Here is a 17,676-nt window from a genome sequence, read left to right as displayed (position 1 = left end):
ACAAGCGCATATCCCTGCCCCCGCTCCCTAATCCCTGCTCCAAAATAACGACACGGCCATGACCGCAAACGATAATATTATCCCGCAGGTTGAAGCGTTCAGCCTCACCCCGAAAACCTCAATGAAGCCCCCGAAACCGCCGAATGTCATATACACCGTGAGACCCGCTCCAAGAACAGCCGACATAACTGCCCCCGCATTATTCGCCCGACTCGTGAAAAGACCGAACAAAAGCGGCGCGGAAAGTGATACGCTCATTAGCGAGTAAAATATAGTCAGCGCGGATATTATGCTCTCAAGCCTCAGCGCAAGAATCACACCGACTACTCCGCATATTATTGTTACGATTCGTGAGAGCCGCAATAAATTTCTGTCGCTTATGCCGGGATTCATGAAGCGTTTGTATATGTCATTCGTTACTGACCCCGCGAGCATGTACAGTACAGTATCAGCCGTGCTTACCTCAGCCGCGAATATCCCCGCAAGCGCAAGACTGGCCACGAAAAACGGCATCATCTCCTTCATGGCCGACGGAAGCGCAAGATCCGCCCGGCTCAGTCCCGGAAGACACGCCCCCGCGCACATCCCTATGATTACCGGGATAACCGCGAACGCTAACTGAACGAGTCCGTTTAACGCTGTCCCAGTTTTGACAGACTTCTCATCTTTTGCCGCGAATACTTTTCCGATTAAGCCCGGCGAAATGAAGAATGACGGCACAAGCATGACTATATAGCCGATAATCGCGCCCGCTCCCATCCCGAAAGCGTCAAAATATCCCGGATTGCTTACGGCTGACTTTATGCCATCAATCCCGCCAGCGTAACTCAGCGCATAAGGCACAGCAACGAGAAAGCCCGCCAGAATCACAGCGACCTCGACAATATTCACGACAGCACTAGAGAGAAGACCGCCCGCCGCAAAATATAATGTCGTTACAACAGCACCGATGATTACGCCGTGTTCTTTCGGGATTCCCGCGGCAACTTCAAGAATCCACGCTATGCCCAATAATTGACCCGCGAAAAGCGCAAGAGTACCCGCCGCCATCATCACGGAAATCAGCCCGGAAAATGCCCGGCTGTAACGGTCATCAAGATAATCACTCAGCGTGTAATAATTCTTCTCGCGGGAAATTCGCCATATCTTTGGCCCGACAATGTACGCAAGAATCAGCGAGCCTATTCCCGCACTGCCTATCCACCACCACGCCGAGACTCCGTGCGTATATGCCAGTGCCGAGACTCCGACGGTTGACCCTGCTCCGAGATTGGCGGCAATTAATGACGTGAAAAGCAATCCCGCTCCGAATTTCCGTCCGCCCACAAAGAAATCTGAGGCTGATTTTGCCTTCCGCCCGATTACCGCGCCGACTGCCACGAGAATTATTGCGTACACGAATATGAATGCTAACATGAGATTTTCTCCCGTACATAAAAATATCCCTGCTCAGATTTTAGCGTCTGAACAGGGTTTAATTTCATCCGTCATCTTTTAGAGTGTTTTGGCTGGGAATCAGGGATTCGAACCCCAATTACTTGATCCAGAGTCAAGCGTGCTGCCGTTGCACCAATTCCCAGCGTTGTGAATGCGCCGATTAATTTCAAGCACTGGGAAATTTTATCATCAACCCCGAAAATGTCAACAACACTGCTATAATCATCCGTAAAAATTTCACACACAGGAAAGGATTCCGCAAGCCGATTATGTATAAGCTGTTCGGAAAAAGATTGCTTGATATAATTCTGAGCCTCTTTGCGCTGTTGATACTCAGTCCCGCAATGATTGCATGTATTCTCATCATAAAGCGCGAGGACAGCGGCCCGGCGTTTTTCACGCAGAAAAGAATCGGCCTCCACAAAAAGCCGTTCAGCATGTATAAATTTCGTTCCATGAAGATGGATACCCCGCATGACATTCCGACTCACCTTCTCGCGAACCCGGAGCAGTATATTCTGCGGTGCGGTAAATGGATGAGGAAATATTCGCTTGATGAGCTTCCGCAGTTCGTGAATATTCTTATGGGCGACATGTCATTTGTCGGGCCGAGGCCGGCACTGTGGAATCAGTATGACCTTATAGCCGAGCGGGACAGGTACGGAGCCAATGACATAAGGCCGGGGCTAACGGGCTGGGCGCAGATAAACGGCCGTGATGAGCTTGAGATTTCGGAGAAGGCAAGATTTGACGGCGAATATGTCATGCGTGAGGGCTTCGCGTTTGATGTGATGTGCGTGTGGCGGACGGTGTTCAAGGCGGCGCGTCATGAGGGAGTCGTTGAAGGCGGTACGGGGGCGGGGCGCAATGCGTAAATTTGTCGTAATCGGAAAAACCTGGGGAGGCTTGCTTGATTCGGCTGAGGCTTACGGCGCGATACTGAACCGCGATATATTAGGCCGCCCGGTTATGATGACTGCGATGTACTATTCAATGTCGAGACGATTCAACTGTCTTCCGCTTCCGGGCTTTATGGCTGCTTTCTGGCATAGGGTAATGTTCAGGCCGGGGACTCTTCATGATGATGACGATATATATTTTCTCTTCTGCCAGAATTACACGCTCTCGCAGTCAAGGGTGTACTTGTCGTATCTCAGGAAAAAATACAGGCGGGCAAAACTTGTGTTCATGTTCCGGGATTCAGTTGCAGGCAGGCAGGCTTCAATGTCAAAATGGTGGTGTCAGCTGAGGAAATATTTTGACGCGGGCATAACCTTTAACAGGCCGGACGCGGAGAAATTCGGACTCCTTTACACAGACCGATGGCCGGGACTCCTTCCCGCGAAAGAATACCAGCCGGAGAACGCAAGCGATATATTTTTCGTGGGAACAGCGAAAGACCGTCTTCCCTTCCTGCTGAAAGTCTATGAGCGTCTGACAGATTCTGGGCTAAAGTGTGATTTCTGGATTGCGGGAGTTCCTGAGAGTGAGCAGAAATATTCCGACAAGATTCACTACAACAGCCCGATTCCCTATGATGAGACGTGCCAGAAGTCAGCCAACGCAAAATGTGTGCTTGAAGTGTTGCCGTATGGACAGAATTACAGCTCAGTGCGCCCGCTTGAGGCTCTCACATATCACAGGAAGCTCCTGACGACAAATCTCAATGCCCCGTCAGAATGGTTCTATGATCCTGAGTTCGTGCAGGTCTTCCGCGATCCTTCTGAGATTGATACGGACTTCATCACGCGCCCCCTAAGCCCGGAGGATGAGCGCAGGATTTTCGGCAGACTCAATCCGGGAGACTTTGCGCCGTTCGCGGACTTCATCATACGAAACGTTCACAGGAAGGACTCATAGCTCCGTGTCGGTGATACTTTCGCGCAGAGTATACAGCCTGTAATTTTCCCGGTAACCGCTCAGGCTCATATCATAGGCCAATGACCCGAACGCCTTATTGATGAGTCCCGAAAATTTTGCGGCAATCTTCAGCGGAATCTCAAAGCCACGAATCAGCGCGATATTTTTCCCGTGAGACTCCGCAATCATTCTCACCATTTCAGCCGTGCAGGTATATTCCCCGTTCTGAGGCCAGAAGACTCCGTGCGTACAGTCATCAGTCATCAGCCGGACGAACTCCGCAAAATTCTTCACGTAAAGCATTGAGCGCGTATTCTTGACGTTCGGGAAAAGCGGAATACGCCGGGCAATTTTCGACAATACCGGGTAATTCCCCCTGCACCCCTTCCCGTAAATCATAGGGCATCTCAATATACATACCCGGAAATTTTCCCCGTCAAGCGATGTAATCATATCTTCAGCGCGTACTTTGCTTTCACCGTAATAACTCTCAGGGCTGACGGGAGTCGAGCGCGTTATGATTTTCTCATGGCCGACAGGGGCGGAAGCTCCGTAGACAATTGACGAACTCATGAAGATAAACTGCCTTGCGCCGTCATTCATGGCCTTGCGCGCTGTGTCAAATGTGAGTTGCGTGTTGACCCGGAAATAGTCCTCCTTGTCGCTTGATTTCGTGCTGTCGTGGGCGATTCCTGCTGTGTGAATCACGGTGTCGAACGCCCCGAAATTTTCCGACTTCCACGAATCTCCCCGGAGGCTGATTGCTGAGACGTGATATTTCTGCGGCCATGCTGAAAGGTGCTGAATGATTGCCCGGCCTGTGTAGCTGTTTTCGCCTGTGATTAATATTCTCTTCACGCTGAAATTTTCCCCTCCGTCAAAAAACAACAAAAGCCCTCCCGTTTTCAGAGAGGGCATAATTTCTGTAACTTAATGCGCCGCGGCTATGTCCTTGTTCACTTTCGCCGTAAATAATTCCTTCCAGCAGTGAGACACTACAAGCACCGCAAGAGTCATCAGCGCAACCGCTATTATCAGCTGGAGTCCGTCAACCATGAAAACGAAACTCCCCGCGCCGAGCTTCAGCACAATGTTGTACACGCTTATGATTAACGCCGACATTGTTACGACAAACATAAACGTCATGGGAACGTACAGCATCCATCCTTTTCGCCCCGTTACCCGCAGGAACACCGCAAGAGACGTAAGCACAAGAGCCGACAGCAATTGATTCGCCGCGCCGAATAACGGCCATATGCTGGCGTACCCCGCAAGGCACAGAGCATACGCAAGCAACAGTGAAATAATGGTTGCTACATAGTCATTTGTTACGAACTTCACGAGTGCGCCGGGTTTCTCGCCTTCTGCTGACAATAATAATTCCTGCAATGACATTCTGCTTATTCTCGTAACAGCGTCTATTGTCGTCATGGCAAGCGCACTAACGCACATCATAATCACGCAGGCTGATATATGAGCCGGAAGCCCGAACATCGTAAAGAATCCCCCGACAGCGTTCCCGAAAATCTGAAACGGAGTCCCCGCAGGTAGTCCGCCGTCTTTCGAGGCCGAACACGCAATCACAAGCGCGACAACTCCGAGAAGAGTCTCAACTAGCATAGCCCCGTAGCCTACAGGAAGCATATCCGTCTCGTTCGAGATTGATTTTGATGATGTACCTGATGACACAAGGCTGTGGAATCCTGAGACCGCCCCGCAGGCTATCGTAATGAACAGTATCGGGAAAAGCGGCTGATTCTTCACCGTCCACCCCGCGAACATGGGCATCTGTATTTCAGGGTTGGCGATGATTATTCCGACTGCCCCGCCGAATATCATTCCCAGCAAAAGAAATATGCTGAGATAATCGCGAGGGTGTTTCAGGAGCCACATGGGCAATACTGACGCTACAAAGCAGTACGCGAACACGACAAGCCGCCACGTATGGCCGTTATAATACATAGGGTTAGCGATTCCCGCCCACAGCATCCCGACAACAAGGACGACTCCCACGAGGAATTTTGTCATCTCGCCTGACTTCACGAACCGCATGAACACTCCGAACGCTAACGCCGCGAAAATGTATATCACCGAGATTGAAGCCGCCGACGCTCCCGGAACATTCTGCCCGCCGTCCTTAGTGAACCCGTTGAACGTACCCGCGAGAATGTCAGCGAACGCCGCAATTACCAGCAGGGTAAACAGCCAGCAGAACATGAGAAATAATTTGCGTCCCGTCTTGCCGATATAACGCTCGATTATGAGTCCCATTGACTTGCCCTCATTCTTGACGGAAGCATAAAGAGCAGTGAAATCCTGAACCGCCCCGAAAAATATTCCGCCGACAAGTAGCCACAGGAACGCCGGAAGCCATCCGAACATCGCAGCGATAATCGGGCCTGTTACCGGGCCTGCCCCGGCTATGCTGTTGAACTGGTGCGAAAATACCGTGAAGCGTGAAGCGGGTACGTAGTCTTGCCCGTCCTCAAAGCGGTATGCGGGAGTCTTGGCTGAAGGGTCAATGCCCCATGTTTTGACGAGCCAGCGGCCGTAGAGAAGATACGCAAGCCCAAGCACAACTATCGCTATACCTACGAGAGTCAATCCGTTCATAAGGTATATATTCCTTCTTTCGTTTAGGAAAAAATTTTACGGAATATAGCACTGTCAAAATTTTCTGTCAAACGTAAAGCCCCGCTGTAATGTCCCGGAGGTGTTCAAGAGTCCAGTCATCAAGAGTCCCGCGTGTGTCAATCGTTACCGCGATAAGGTCAATACGCCAGAAGCCATTGTAGCCGATTGCGCCGACATACTCATTTGACGCTCTGAGAAGGGCGCGGAGTTTTCTGCGGTCAACGGAGTCTATTGCGTCCTGAATGTTATTCTTTGTCCGGCAGCGTACTTCTACAATTACTAGCTCTTTGTCTTTCGGGTCTGCTGAAATTATGTCTAACTCGCCGTATTTGTTCCTGACATTTCGCGCAAGAATCTTCCACCCTAACGACACCAAATATTTCGCGGCTAAGTCCTCAGCGTAACGCCCTAACTTTTGCGACTCGCTCATCTCATACGGGGCGGGGCGGATGAGGCTTCCTTGTCTAGCTTGTAGACCCACGCCAATACACGCGCTACAACCTCGTACAGCTCCGAGGGGATTTCCTCTCCCAGTTCCAGCGATATTAACGCCGAGACTAACGCGGCATCCTCCACTATAGGCACGTCAGCTTCAACAGCCTTTTCCACGATTTTGCGGGCGATAAATCCTTCTCCCTTTGCTACGACTTCAGGAGCCGCCATTGATTTGTTGTCGTACTTTATTGCTACTGCCTTGTCGGGTTTTCCGTCTGCCATTTCTCACACCGTTATGTCAAGACCGCGCCCGGCTGAAAGTACATCCCGCGCCGTTTCCTGTGTCTTCTGTGCGACTCCGATAAATGTTACTGGGATCCCTACGCCCTGAAGCTCGCGCCGTAATTCTCTTCTGCGTTTCTCGATTAGCCTGCACGTTGAAGCCTTTTCCGCGCTGAGTGTTAGGTTACAGCTTTTTCCGTCGCTTTCGACTAATCCGCCGACCTCGCCCAACGCTGACCCTGTAATCCCGAATCCTACCTGCCAATATTTTTGCGCCTCGTCAGAAACAGCCCGCCCGACATAAATTTTCGCCGTCATATTCTGCTGTGTGCTGTCCATCAACGGCCAGAAAGGTGCCGCCAAAAGCGCCGGGTTCACGTCATTGCGGGGGGATTTCATTAGGAGGGATTGTGCCTGAAGGAATTTCGCAACGTCATCATTTCCTTCTTTCATTGACTTCAGAGCCTTCACGGGGTCTCCGCCTTCCTTTGTGCGTTCTTTAAGCTCGCGGCGTATCCTGTTCCACATTTCTGTGGCCTCTGCTCCATTCATGGCCGCATATTGTGATAACAGTGAGGCATTCTCAAGCGTCATAGGGACATCACGCGCCCAAAGCTCAATGAATGACGAAAGATTTTCCGTACCGCCCGCCTTCCGCCATGCGTCCTTTATCGCCGTCAATACCTCGCTGCTTAGGGGCAACCCCCGCGACAATAACGCCGTAGCAAGCTCCCTGTCTTTCGCGGGAATCTGAGTCAGGAACGACAGTTCACCCTGCGACAACCTCAGAACCGGCACACCGTCAGCCCCGGAAGCGTCCCACAATGCCCGGAAATGTTCACCAGGTATCAATGACACTGTAGCCCTTGCGCGTAACTCCTGCGGGACTCCGTTCACGTCAACGCGCACTAAATATGTGCCGTCCTGATTCTGTCCCAGCACACTTCCTTCAACAATCTGCCCCGGCCTGACTCCCGCAAGACGCGCCGCAATCTGTGAAGGTGTCTGAATCTGCGGCTGTGTCGAGATTCGCCCCTGGCCTGTGTTCGTGCTGATGTTCGTCTGGCTCTGGCTGTATCCGCTGTCTACATTTACGTTTATTGACGGCATTAATATTTCCCCCTTTCACGACGCATAAAAATTTTACGGCAGAATGTTACCCGGTGTATCTCGCTCAGTCCCAAGCGCATAACCGACTCCATATGATAGCGCGTAGGATAGCCCTTGTTCTGTTTGAGGCCGTAGCCGGGGTACCTCGCTGACATTATCACCATGTACCTGTCCCGGATTACTTTTGCGACAACGGAAGCCGCCGACACGCACGGAATCAGGTCATCCCCGCGAATCAATACCCACTGAGGAATATTGATGTCCGGGATTCGCTCGTTTCCGTCAACAATGACATAATCCGCCCGGCCTGTTCTTTTTGCGACTGCTGAGACTGACTCACCCATTGCCCACAGTGCCGCGTTAAGCACGTTGTCCCGGTCAACCCTCAAATTGTCGCCCATCCTCACGCGCCATATCACGCCCAAATCATTCATGGCCGCGAAAAGTCTCTCCCTGACATTGTGAGATATTCGCTTGGAGTCCCGGAGTCCCATTGCCATTAGTGAGTCTTCCTGCTCCTGAGTGAGATATACCGCCGCCGCCGCGACTGGCCCGGCCAATGCTCCCCGCCCGGCCTCGTCTGTTCCGATTATGACTCCGCGCTCCTTCAGCCGCCCAAGATGATACATAGCCTCGTCATGATCACAGCGCATAGGGGGAATTATGTCGTCAGGAAACAATGTTAGCTGCCTCATCCCTGCTGAAGTCAACCGCCCTTTCACCGCCCGGAATTTCGAGGCATACGCGGCCTAATCTCCCGGAGCTGAACGCCTCTATGAGTTTCTGCCCGGCAAGCTCCATGTTCACGCGCCCGCCTGTAATGAGACAGCCGAATTTCCGCCCGATGTTTTCGAGGGTAAGCGCGGGAATTTCGTCAGCGTCAGCAGGAATCATCCCGGCCATTCCGTTATGTGTCAGAAATTTTATCAGCGATATTGCGGCGTTCTCCCAGCCTCCGACAATTTCGGCCTTCGCGCACCCAAGCCACGACAGCATCATGTGCGCTCCCGGCTCGGCGTGAGGGTCTAATATCCCGGGGCTGTCGACAATCAGAATATCCCCGCTCTTGTACCAGCTCACGGACTTTGTTACGCCCGGAACGTTCGCGACTTTTGCCGATGATTTCCCCGCAAGAATGTTCAGGAGCAGAGACTTTCCCACGTTCGGAATGCCCGCAACGGCTATACGCGCTTCCCTGTGAGAGGGCTTGAATCTCATTATCGCCCGGCGAATCTGAGTCAGCCCCTCGCGTTTTCGCAGGTCAGCAGGGTATGAGAACTTCACCGCGTCAAGCCACAGTGCTAATTTCTCCGGGTCAGCCAAATCTTTGCGGGAAAAAACGCGGATAATCGGCTTCATTTTCGCGAGTCTCTTCATGAGAGGGGAAGACGTTGACGCGGGAGCGCGGGAGTCTCTCACTTCAACGATGACATCAAGCCGCCCGGCAAGCTCGAATAGTCTGCGCGTTCCTTTGGCCATGTGGCCGGGGTACCAAACTGTGCGGGGCATGTCGCTATTTCGGGATACCGATTCGGTTAAGCGGCCAGTAACGGAAAAACACAGGTCCCCGCATGTCGCTGATGTCAGCGAATCCCCAGAAGCGGCTGTCCTGAGAGTTTCCGCGGTTGTCGCCGAGCATGAAATATTTTCCTTCCGGGACTGTGAACGGCACCTGCGGAAATATGCTGCTCTGCCTAAGCGTGTAGCGGTCATGATTCTTTACGTAGGCTTCTTCTGTAGGATTGCCGTTGATGTATACGACTCCGTTTTTGATGTCAACGGTGTCGCCGGGGATGGCTATGACTCTTTTCACAAAGTCCCGGCTTGGGTCAACAGGATAGCGGAATACGTAGAGAGAGCCTCTTGACGGAGGGAAAAAGAGATTCCAAAATTTGGCGACTAAAACGCGGTCGTTGATTTCGAGAGTGGGAATCATTGAGCCGCTTGGAATCCAGAACGCCTGAATAATGAACGTACGTATAATCATCGCAAGGACAAACGCCCAGACTATAGTCTCGACTGCCTCGCGCCACCAGGGCTTTACTGCCTCTGCTGCCATTGTGCAAAACTCCTCTATTGATTGTAGTGTAAAATTTTCAATGGTAAATGATAACGCCTGAAAGTTTATCGCGCAAGAATTTTCGGGGAAGGTAACAAGCGAAAAGGGACAAGGAACAAATCCGCCCCCTGTCCCGCGAATTTTGCTAGTTTCTGCTGCGTCTCTGTACTGTGCTGTAAGTTCCGTCAGGGTTGTACAGGTATGTTTCTGAGCGTCTCGCCGTTGGGTTAGCGATGCCAAGATCTTTGCCGTTGAGGATTACCTGCGCGGCTGTGGGACGGCCTACTACGACTCGCGCCTGCTCGTTCAAGTCCCAGCGCATGACCTCCCCGCGTCTTAGTGTCCGCCTGAAAACGGGCTGGCCTCCCCCGAATGACACACTGAGCCACACATCATTGACCGCGTGAATCTCAAGATAGGGTGAAATTTCCGGCTCCGGCTCCGGCTCTTCTGACACAGGCTCATCGATTGAGACCGCAACAGGAACAGGGACATTTGTGTCGGGCAAGCCTAAGTCAGCCGAGAGAGTCCCCGCAGGTGTAACCGCCGTGTTCCCGCCCGAAAAACTGAAGAGCTTTAGATTCCGCAGGTCTAACCCGCCGTAGCTCACCGCGTACCAGACGTATGCGCCAGTCCCGGCAAGAGCCAGCAACAGAACGAGGAACAGCCAGAAATGACTCGTGGGCTTGAATCCCTGCGGCATGTTTGAGCCGTTGCCGAGTATGCTGTTCATGTTCTTGGGCTTCTGCTTAGGGTCGGGCTGCTTCTTCCGGCTGTGCATCTGCATACTCTGCTGAGGGTTCAATGACCTGTCAAGCTGAGACATGAAATCTTCCTGCAAATCTTCCGCGCCGATTAATTTCAGGTACGTCCGCACAAAGCCTTTTATGTATACTACCTCCGGGAAATTTCGGTAGTCTCCCGCCTCAATCCCGCGCAAATATTCGGGGCGTATCTTTGTCCTGTCGAAAACTGTCTCAAGAGTCATCCCTAAACTTTCGCGCCGTTCCGTTATCATCCGCCCAAGCTCTACGAGGGCTTCATTCTGCTCAGTCAAAATCCTTCAGTGCCTCCTTAATTTTTCCGCGCATTTCCGAAAGCCATTTGCCCGGATTATCATTCCTGAAAACCGCGCTGCCCATGACAAGAACATCACAGCCTGCTTTTACCGCACGTGTTATAGTATTCTCGTTTATTCCGCCGTCAATTTCAATCAGGTAATTATATTTCCCTGCTTCTCTGACGCTGGCAAGCTCCCTGACTTTCTCAAGCGACGACTCTATGAATTTCTGTCCTCCGAAACCGGGCGTAACCGACATCACAAGCACAAGATCAGCAAGCTCCAATACATTCTCAATCATTGAGACAGGAGTCGGGGGGCATAATGATACGCCCGCCTTTATTCCCGCGCTCTTTATGGCTGAAAGTGTAGCGTGAAGCAAATGCGGCTCTGTCTCGGCGTGAACGGTGATTAATGAGGCCGAGTCCGTGAACAGCGGCAGGACTGTCTGAAGATTGTCCGTCATCAAATGAGCGTCAATGAAAGCGTCCGGGAATTTTTTTCGCAAAGCCCGCGAAAACTCCGGGCCGAACGAGAGATTACGCACAAAATGACCGTCCATTATGTCGAGGTGAAGCCAGTCGAAATTACCGCCGAGACGGTTAATATCATGGGCGATATTCAGGGGGTCAGCTCCGAGCAGGGAAGGTGCAAAAATAATTTTCCTCACGGCTAATTTTTCCTTTCCTGGCCGACAGATTCCCCGCCGAGATAGTATGTTATGAGGCATTCTTTCGTGTAGCTTGCGCTGAGGCTTATACTTTCCCCGCCCCTTACCTGCCTGTTTAGGATTGTGCGTCTTCCGGCAGGGTCAGTGATTTCTATGCGGAAGTCCATCGGTCTGACTATAGGCGGAATCATGTAGCGTATTCGGGCGGTCTTTGTGCCTCCTGATGATGAAGCCTGCTGTGTGTTTGCGGGCTGTGAAGTTTTCGCGGGAGTCTGTGATGTCTTTGCGGGCTGAGAATTTCCCGTGCGTGCTGTGAGATAGTCATCCCCGGTAAATTCCTCTTCCTGTTTCGGGGCGGGGGGAGTCTCTGCGGTTTTAGCGGGCTGGGACTCTGACTCTTTGGGCGGGGACTCTTTTGCGGGAGTCTTTGCGGACTGTGATGGCTTTTTGTCGTCGTCATCGTCTTTGCGGCTGGTAACGCGGCGTGCTGTTCCGTTTGCGGTTGATGTTGACTTTGAGTCGGAGTCCATGAATCCTGCGGGTCTTCTCTGAGTGGCAAGTTTAAGAATTACCCCCTGCCCTGCGCGTAAAGTGCTGCCTGCTCCGGGGCGTGTCTCAATTGCGAGTCCTTCCGGCAGAAGCGGACTATATGCCCGGTCAACGCCCTGAATCTTGAGTCCGGCGGCTGTGAGTGTCTCGCGGGCTTCTTTCTCTGTCATCCTGTTCACGTCCGGGACTGTTATTACTCCGTCTGCGTTCGCTCCGTCCTGAACTAGCAGATCTATTTTCCGGCCTGATGATACTTTCGCGGGTGATGAGGGACTCTGCGCTATTACCTGCCCTGCTTTTACGCCGCGTTCCCGGATTTTGACGACATCACCGAGGGTGAAGCCCTGAGTCTTGATTTCGTTCTGCGCCTCCGTCAGAGTCATTCCCTTAACGTCCGGGACTGCGTGAAGCTCTCCGCCTTTGCTGACCTGCAGCACAATTACTTGCCCTTTGCGTAATTCCGTGCCGGGTTCGGGCGACTGCGCCAACACGAGTCCTTCCTGCAATGTAGAAGCGGCCTGCTCCAACTGAACAACGAGTCCGAGCCTTTCTGCCTCCGCTACAGCGTCAACCGATGATTTTCCCGTGAGTTCGGGAATCTCTGTACGCCCTTCAGGTTTCATGAAGACTGTATAAACTGCTACAGCTCCTGACGCAAATATTACCGCCGAAACGACAAACAGCGTGGTCAATACGATTCCTCCGCTATGTCTTCTCACATTACCGCCTCCCCGTATAATTTCTCAAGCCTCAATAATGACTCCGAGCCTTTGAGCTTGTCATTGTCTCTTGCGTAAAATAATGCTGTCTTCCCGTCCGAGTCTTTTGCGTGAACGTCTGCCCCCGCGTCAAGAAGTGCGCCGACAACCGCCGGATTGTTCATCATGGCCGCGAGAATTAACGCTGTCCGCCCAAGCCTGTTTGATGAGTCGTCCGCTCCTGCGTCAATGAGGGTATTAATGACATCGGGATTATGATTGTCCATAGCCGCATAAAGAAGCGGAGTCATTCCGTTTGTGTCGGAAGCATTCACTGTAGCACCTGCGCTGATGAGAGTCGTTACAGTTTCAGGGGTATTCCTCCTTGCCGCGGCCATAAGCACCGTAACGCCGTCATAACGCGCTGAGTTGGCATCAGCCCCTGCCCCTATGAGAACGTCAACGACCTGCGCCGAATTGCTCAGGGCAGCCCAGAAGAGAGACGTTGCGCCGTCAAAAGCCCTGCTGTTTACGTCAGCCCCGGAGTCAATCAGGAGCTTCACGGCTTCGGGGGTATTCTCTCTTGCGGCCATGAAAAGAGCTGTAGAGCCGAACTCGTTAGCGGCGTTGATGTCTTTCACGGACTTCAGAGCCATGCGGATATTTTCGGGTGAAGCGTCCGCGCAGTAGTCGATAAAATTCTGTTCCTGTACTTTCTTGAATGTCGCCAAGTAAAATTATTCCCCTCTCTTTATCATTTCCTCAAGTGTAATCATAACTGGAGTCCCGGAAATTTTGGGATTATCTTTCGCGTAGTCAAGTGCTGTGTGTCCGTCTGAATCTTTTGCGTGAACGTCAGCCCCTGCATTAATCAGAGCCGTAACAACCTGTGAATTATTGAGCATTACCGCCAAAATTAAAGCTGTCTTTCCCGTTGAAGTCGGTGAATCTTCCGCTCCCGCTTCAATGAGGACGTTTACGGCTTCGGGGTCAGGGTTATTCATTGCGGCGTGGTGAAGGGCGGTCATTCCGTTGGAGTCTTTTGCGTGAACATCGGCTCCGGCTTTGAGCAATAATGATATTATTCCGGGACTGCTTTTCTTTGCCGCTCCCATTAAAACCGTGAGTCCGTCAGTGCGGGGAATATTCACATCAGCTCCGGCATTTATCAGAGTCGTAATTAACTTTTCGTCATTCCTTGTTGACGACCACATAAGAGCCGTATTGCCGTCATTAGTCTGTGCGTTGACGTTCGCGCCCGCGTCAATGAGAATTTTTACGGCCTCTGCTGTGTTTTCGCGTGAAGCCATCGAAAGGGCAGTGAGTCCGAAATCTTCATTTTCATTGCGGTAATTTACATCTGCACCCCAGTTTACAGCGTCAAGAATTTCCTGCGGAGTTCCTTTTCTGCAAATGTCGAGGAAATTATGTCTTTTTATTTTGCTGAATGTCGCCAAATGTATTTAGCCTCTCTTTTCTGTCATTTTCTCAAGTGTAAACATCACAGGAGTCCCGAAAATTTTGGGATTGTCTTTCGCGTAGTCAAGTGCCGTTTTCCCGTCTGAATCTTTCGCGCCAATGTCTGACCCTGAATCAGCCAGTGCCGAAACAACATCGGGAGAGTTGAGCATTGCCGCCAAAATTAATGCTGTCTTTCCTGTTGAAGTAGGTGAATCTTCCGCGCCTGCGTCAATTAGAGTCTTCACGGCTTCGGGGTCAGGGTTATTCATTGCGGCGTGGTGTAATGCGGTCATTCCGTTGGAGTCTTTTGCGTGAATATTCGCTCCGGCTTTCAGGAGGAGTGATATTACGGCGGTAGTATTCTTTTTCGAGGCGGCTATAAGTGCGTTCAGTCCGTCCGGCCTAGAGGCGTTCACGTTAGCCCCTGCCTTTAGGAGAACGCTCACAGCCTCCGCAGAATTTCCCATTGCCGCCCACATAAGGGGTGTACTTCCGTCATAAGAGCGTGCGTTAGGATTCATTCCGGCGGAAATCAGCGCGGAAATCACTTCCGGCGTGTTCTTTGCGGACGCGGCTATAAGGGCGTGGCTTGCGTCAAACTCCTTCCGTATATCGTCAGCGGCGTGAACAGCGTCAAGAATATCTTTCGCCGTGGCTGTAGAGCAGAAATCTATGAACATATCTATGATTGTCTTGTAGAAATTAGGCATGGAAAAATGTTACCCCCTTTTCAGAATCAGCGAACAATAAAAGCCGTCAAGCCACGAATTTCCCGGCAAGATATATATTCCGTAGGGCTTTCCCCGCCGGAAAAATTCCCCGCGCCAGTCAACAAGCCCGGAAATCTCCGCGCAGTCAGAATTAGCCGAAAGCACTTCAGCCACGACGGACTCATTCTCCTGCTTCAGCAGTGAGCATGTTATGTACAGAATATGCCCGCCGGATTCGCAGAGACTCACAGCCCGGCGCAACAATCTTTTCTGAGTCATGACGAGGGAGTCGAGCTTGTCCCACGTCAAACGCCATTTTGACTCCGGCTTCCTGTTCCACGTCCCTGACCCTGAGCAAGGAGCGTCAAGCACAACGAACCCCGGCGAATTTTCCGGCACTAGGGACAGCGCATTACCCGCCCTGAGAACCGCACGAGAGATTACGCCGAGCCGTTCAAGCTCACGGACTGCCGATTTTGACCGGGACTCGGAGACTTCCCAGCACTCAATTTTTGCTGACGGACATTCTTGGAGCATTTGCCCGGCCTTTACCCCGCGCCCTGAACACATGTCGAGAATGTTCCCGCCTCCGTAAAATTTTCCGGCCAGTGAAGCCGCCAGGATTGAGCCTTCAGCCTGAGCCGTGAAGAGTCCCTCAGCGAACCCCGGAATCCTTGCGGGCATTACGGATTCATTCAGGCGGATTGCGGGCGACATGTCCGAGTCTGAGTGGCGGATTTCCTGAGCGTCAAGAATGCGCGAGACTTCCTCACGTTTTCCCGGCGACACTCTCAGCGCAGAATATGACGGAAGCCCGGCCATGTCGAAAATGGCGTTAAGCTCCGGGCGAGTCCATGTCCGAGTCCAAGCGGGGAGAGTCCACAGCGGAATCCCGGCATACATTGCGCGTCCGTCAAGAGAGGAAGAGTCGCGGAATTTGCCGAGAATCCCGGCTCCGTTCTCGATTACTTTGTGGAGTACAGCGTTGACGAGTCCGGCATATTTTGCGGTTGATTTGTCGCGCCGTAGGTACTCTATTATTCCGTTGACGAGGACTCCCCCGGAAAACCTCCTAAGCTCAAGCAATCCCCCTGTACCCATTAACACGGCCATGTTCACGGCGGGCGGTAATTTCTCCTTTGAGCGGAGATAGTCGGACGAAATTTTTTCCCACAGCTCTTTACGCCTCATGACGATATATATTAATGACGAGGCAAGCGAAATGTCAGGGGCTTTCATTCTCTCCCTGTCAGCAAGAATCCTCAGAGACTCGGAAGAAAACTTGCCCGGCTTTTTGTCGAGTTCTGACGTTAATACGGTCAATGCCGCTTCGATTCCGCGCAATTAGTCCCTCCGTGAAGACCTGCTGATTAATATCAGTCTCACAAGCTGAAGCAGTGCCATCAATGCCGCCGCGATATATGTCCATGCCGCCGCCGTCAGAACCTTCTTAGCCCCGGAAAGCTCATCAGGGGACAATGTATGAGTCTCTTCAAGAAGTGCCAAAGCCCGCGAGCTTGCGTTTATCTCAACGGGGAGCGTTACGAGGTGGAAGACAAGCGCGCCCGTGAAAAGCATTATGCCGATGTTCACGAGCATGAAATTTCCCATAATCAGCCCAAGAATAAACAGAGGCATTGACGCTGTAGAGCATATATTGACGGCTGGGACTATGGCATTCCGAAATATGAGCGGGGAATATGATTCATGATGCTGAATCGCATGGCCTACTTCATGGGCGGCGACTCCGATTGAAGCAATGCTCCTGCTTCCGTAAACGTTATCCGAAAGATTAAGCGTCTTATTCCGGGGGTCATAATGATCTGTGAGGTTTCCTGCTACGTGATTGATGGGCATGTTCGCCATCCCGTAAAGAGTGAGGAGCATACGCGCAACGCTGTCGGCTGTAACATTTCCCCTTGCCGGGATTCTGCTGTACTCGCTGAAGGTTGACTGTACTTTGTGCTGCGCCCACATTGAGAGCAATAACGCCGGGACAATCACAATCATAGTAGGGTCTAGTCCGTAACCTAACATGAAAAATTCCTCCTGTGATTTTTTTCGTGAAAATTGAGTATAGCATAGCACAATCACGGGGAGGAATTATCACACTCAATATTTCCGCTGCTGACTCCAGACTCCTAATTTTTTGTTTCTCGCCTCTTCCTGAAATTTTCTGAACTCGGATTCATACCGCTTATTCGGCTTTATTATCATTACTTTCGCATACCCGCCAAGCAATAATTTTGCGTTGAACATATTTCCCCGGATTGATGACTCGTTTATCGTCTTGGGATTGTTCAGCCATATATACGCCAAGTGCCGCCCGTACCTGTCCTGCGGATTTGCGTCATACTCAAGCCACACCCGCCGACCGTTTAGCGACTCTTTCGTGAAATTGCTGGCCTCCTTCCCGAAAAACTGAACTGGCTTGTTCGGGTGTACCGTCTCAGGAGTATCAACGCCCAAGAATCTCACGCGCCTTTCCTGCCCGTCAACTTTCACGACAGCCGTATCACCGTCAACAGCCCGGACTATCACAGCCTGAACGAAATCCTGATTTCCCGACTCATTCCCGGAAAAGTTCAGCACAGAGTCCCCGCCGAAAAAGTACGCAATCCCGGCGATGATGATGATTATTATTGCCTGCTTTGGATTCATTCTGATTAACTCATAGAGAGCATCAGCGGTATTTTTCTTCCTTGCCATGT

20 protein-coding genes and 1 tRNA gene are annotated in these 17,676 nt (G+C 51.7%); 2 read left to right on the top strand and 19 right to left on the bottom strand.

Translation table 11 applies throughout. The features are described from left to right. Positions 1 to 27: 27 nt before the first annotated feature. Complete coding sequence (locus IKQ95_06730; protein MBR4196386.1) at positions 28 to 1,416, bottom strand: sodium:solute symporter family protein; 1,389 nt, start codon at positions 1,414 to 1,416, stop codon at positions 28 to 30. 89 nt (positions 1,417 to 1,505) lie between these two features. Further along, a tRNA-Gln gene (locus tag IKQ95_06725) sits at positions 1,506 to 1,579 on the bottom strand. 127 nt (positions 1,580 to 1,706) lie between these two features. On the opposite strand from IKQ95_06725, the gene IKQ95_06720 reads away from it, so the two are divergent. Both IKQ95_06720 and IKQ95_06715 read left to right on the top strand, forming a co-directional pair. Next, entirely contained in the window at positions 1,707 to 2,312 is a 606-nt protein-coding gene (locus tag IKQ95_06720; protein MBR4196385.1) for a sugar transferase, read from the top strand. Next, a complete protein-coding gene (locus IKQ95_06715) occupies positions 2,305 to 3,297 on the top strand; it encodes a hypothetical protein (protein MBR4196384.1) in 993 nt (330 codons plus the stop codon). Before IKQ95_06720 ends, IKQ95_06715 begins: the two co-directional genes overlap by 8 nt. Here the strand turns inward: IKQ95_06715 and IKQ95_06710 are convergent. The 17 genes from IKQ95_06710 to IKQ95_06630 form a co-directional block, all read right to left on the bottom strand. Continuing rightward, on the bottom strand, positions 3,292 to 4,155 hold the full coding sequence (locus IKQ95_06710) for an NAD-dependent epimerase/dehydratase family protein (protein MBR4196383.1): 864 nt from the start codon (positions 4,153 to 4,155) through the stop codon (positions 3,292 to 3,294). The two genes, IKQ95_06715 and IKQ95_06710, sit on opposite strands and share 6 nt — an antisense overlap. Before the next feature lie 72 nt (positions 4,156 to 4,227). Then, the gene (locus tag IKQ95_06705) at positions 4,228 to 5,910 is read right to left on the bottom strand and encodes a carbon starvation protein A (GenBank protein MBR4196382.1); all 1,683 of its coding nucleotides are present in this window, start codon (positions 5,908 to 5,910) and stop codon (positions 4,228 to 4,230) included. Between the two features lie 67 nt (positions 5,911 to 5,977). Beyond that, positions 5,978 to 6,361, bottom strand: coding sequence for a YraN family protein (locus IKQ95_06700; protein ID MBR4196381.1), 384 nt, complete (start codon positions 6,359 to 6,361; stop codon positions 5,978 to 5,980). Continuing rightward, a complete protein-coding gene (locus IKQ95_06695) occupies positions 6,358 to 6,648 on the bottom strand; it encodes an EscU/YscU/HrcU family type III secretion system export apparatus switch protein (GenBank protein MBR4196380.1) in 291 nt (96 codons plus the stop codon). Before IKQ95_06695 ends, IKQ95_06700 begins: the two co-directional genes overlap by 4 nt. Positions 6,649 to 6,651: 3 nt before the next feature. Continuing rightward, a complete protein-coding gene (locus IKQ95_06690; GenBank protein ID MBR4196379.1) occupies positions 6,652 to 7,758 on the bottom strand; it encodes a hypothetical protein in 1,107 nt (368 codons plus the stop codon). After that, a complete protein-coding gene (locus IKQ95_06685) occupies positions 7,758 to 8,387 on the bottom strand; it encodes a ribonuclease HII (GenBank protein MBR4196378.1) in 630 nt (209 codons plus the stop codon). The genes IKQ95_06690 and IKQ95_06685 overlap by 1 nt, the downstream gene beginning before the upstream one ends. Positions 8,388 to 8,427: 40 nt before the next feature. After that, entirely contained in the window at positions 8,428 to 9,267 is an 840-nt protein-coding gene (locus tag IKQ95_06680) for a 50S ribosome-binding GTPase (GenBank protein ID MBR4196377.1), read from the bottom strand. Between the two features lie 4 nt (positions 9,268 to 9,271). After that, positions 9,272 to 9,817, bottom strand: a complete 546-nt coding sequence (gene lepB / locus IKQ95_06675) for a signal peptidase I (GenBank protein ID MBR4196376.1) — start codon at positions 9,815 to 9,817, stop codon at positions 9,272 to 9,274. A 145-nt stretch (positions 9,818 to 9,962) separates the two neighbouring features. Then, on the bottom strand, positions 9,963 to 10,874 hold the full coding sequence (locus IKQ95_06670; GenBank protein ID MBR4196375.1) for a DUF4115 domain-containing protein: 912 nt from the start codon (positions 10,872 to 10,874) through the stop codon (positions 9,963 to 9,965). Further along, on the bottom strand, positions 10,867 to 11,607 hold the full coding sequence (gene rpe, locus IKQ95_06665) for a ribulose-phosphate 3-epimerase (GenBank protein ID MBR4196374.1): 741 nt from the start codon (positions 11,605 to 11,607) through the stop codon (positions 10,867 to 10,869). Before rpe ends, IKQ95_06670 begins: the two co-directional genes overlap by 8 nt. Continuing rightward, a complete protein-coding gene (locus tag IKQ95_06660) occupies positions 11,550 to 12,815 on the bottom strand; it encodes a PASTA domain-containing protein (GenBank protein MBR4196373.1) in 1,266 nt (421 codons plus the stop codon). Before IKQ95_06660 ends, rpe begins: the two co-directional genes overlap by 58 nt. Continuing rightward, on the bottom strand, positions 12,812 to 13,525 hold the full coding sequence (locus tag IKQ95_06655; protein ID MBR4196372.1) for an ankyrin repeat domain-containing protein: 714 nt from the start codon (positions 13,523 to 13,525) through the stop codon (positions 12,812 to 12,814). Before IKQ95_06655 ends, IKQ95_06660 begins: the two co-directional genes overlap by 4 nt. A gap of 6 nt (positions 13,526 to 13,531) precedes the next feature. Then, on the bottom strand, positions 13,532 to 14,251 hold the full coding sequence (locus tag IKQ95_06650) for an ankyrin repeat domain-containing protein (protein ID MBR4196371.1): 720 nt from the start codon (positions 14,249 to 14,251) through the stop codon (positions 13,532 to 13,534). 6 nt (positions 14,252 to 14,257) lie between these two features. Continuing rightward, positions 14,258 to 14,965, bottom strand: coding sequence for an ankyrin repeat domain-containing protein (locus IKQ95_06645; GenBank protein MBR4196370.1), 708 nt, complete (start codon positions 14,963 to 14,965; stop codon positions 14,258 to 14,260). Between the two features lie 9 nt (positions 14,966 to 14,974). Further along, positions 14,975 to 16,309, bottom strand: coding sequence for an RsmB/NOP family class I SAM-dependent RNA methyltransferase (locus IKQ95_06640; GenBank protein ID MBR4196369.1), 1,335 nt, complete (start codon positions 16,307 to 16,309; stop codon positions 14,975 to 14,977). Further along, a complete protein-coding gene (locus IKQ95_06635) occupies positions 16,310 to 17,002 on the bottom strand; it encodes a zinc metallopeptidase (GenBank protein ID MBR4196368.1) in 693 nt (230 codons plus the stop codon). 75 nt (positions 17,003 to 17,077) lie between these two features. Further along, complete coding sequence (locus IKQ95_06630; GenBank protein ID MBR4196367.1) at positions 17,078 to 17,674, bottom strand: thermonuclease family protein; 597 nt, start codon at positions 17,672 to 17,674, stop codon at positions 17,078 to 17,080. Positions 17,675 to 17,676 lie beyond the last annotated feature (2 nt).

The sequence above is a fragment of the Synergistaceae bacterium genome (genome assembly GCA_017540085.1).
Lineage (GTDB): Bacteria > Synergistota > Synergistia > Synergistales > Aminobacteriaceae > JAFUXM01.
This window is presented reverse-complemented; position numbering and strand designations above follow the sequence as displayed.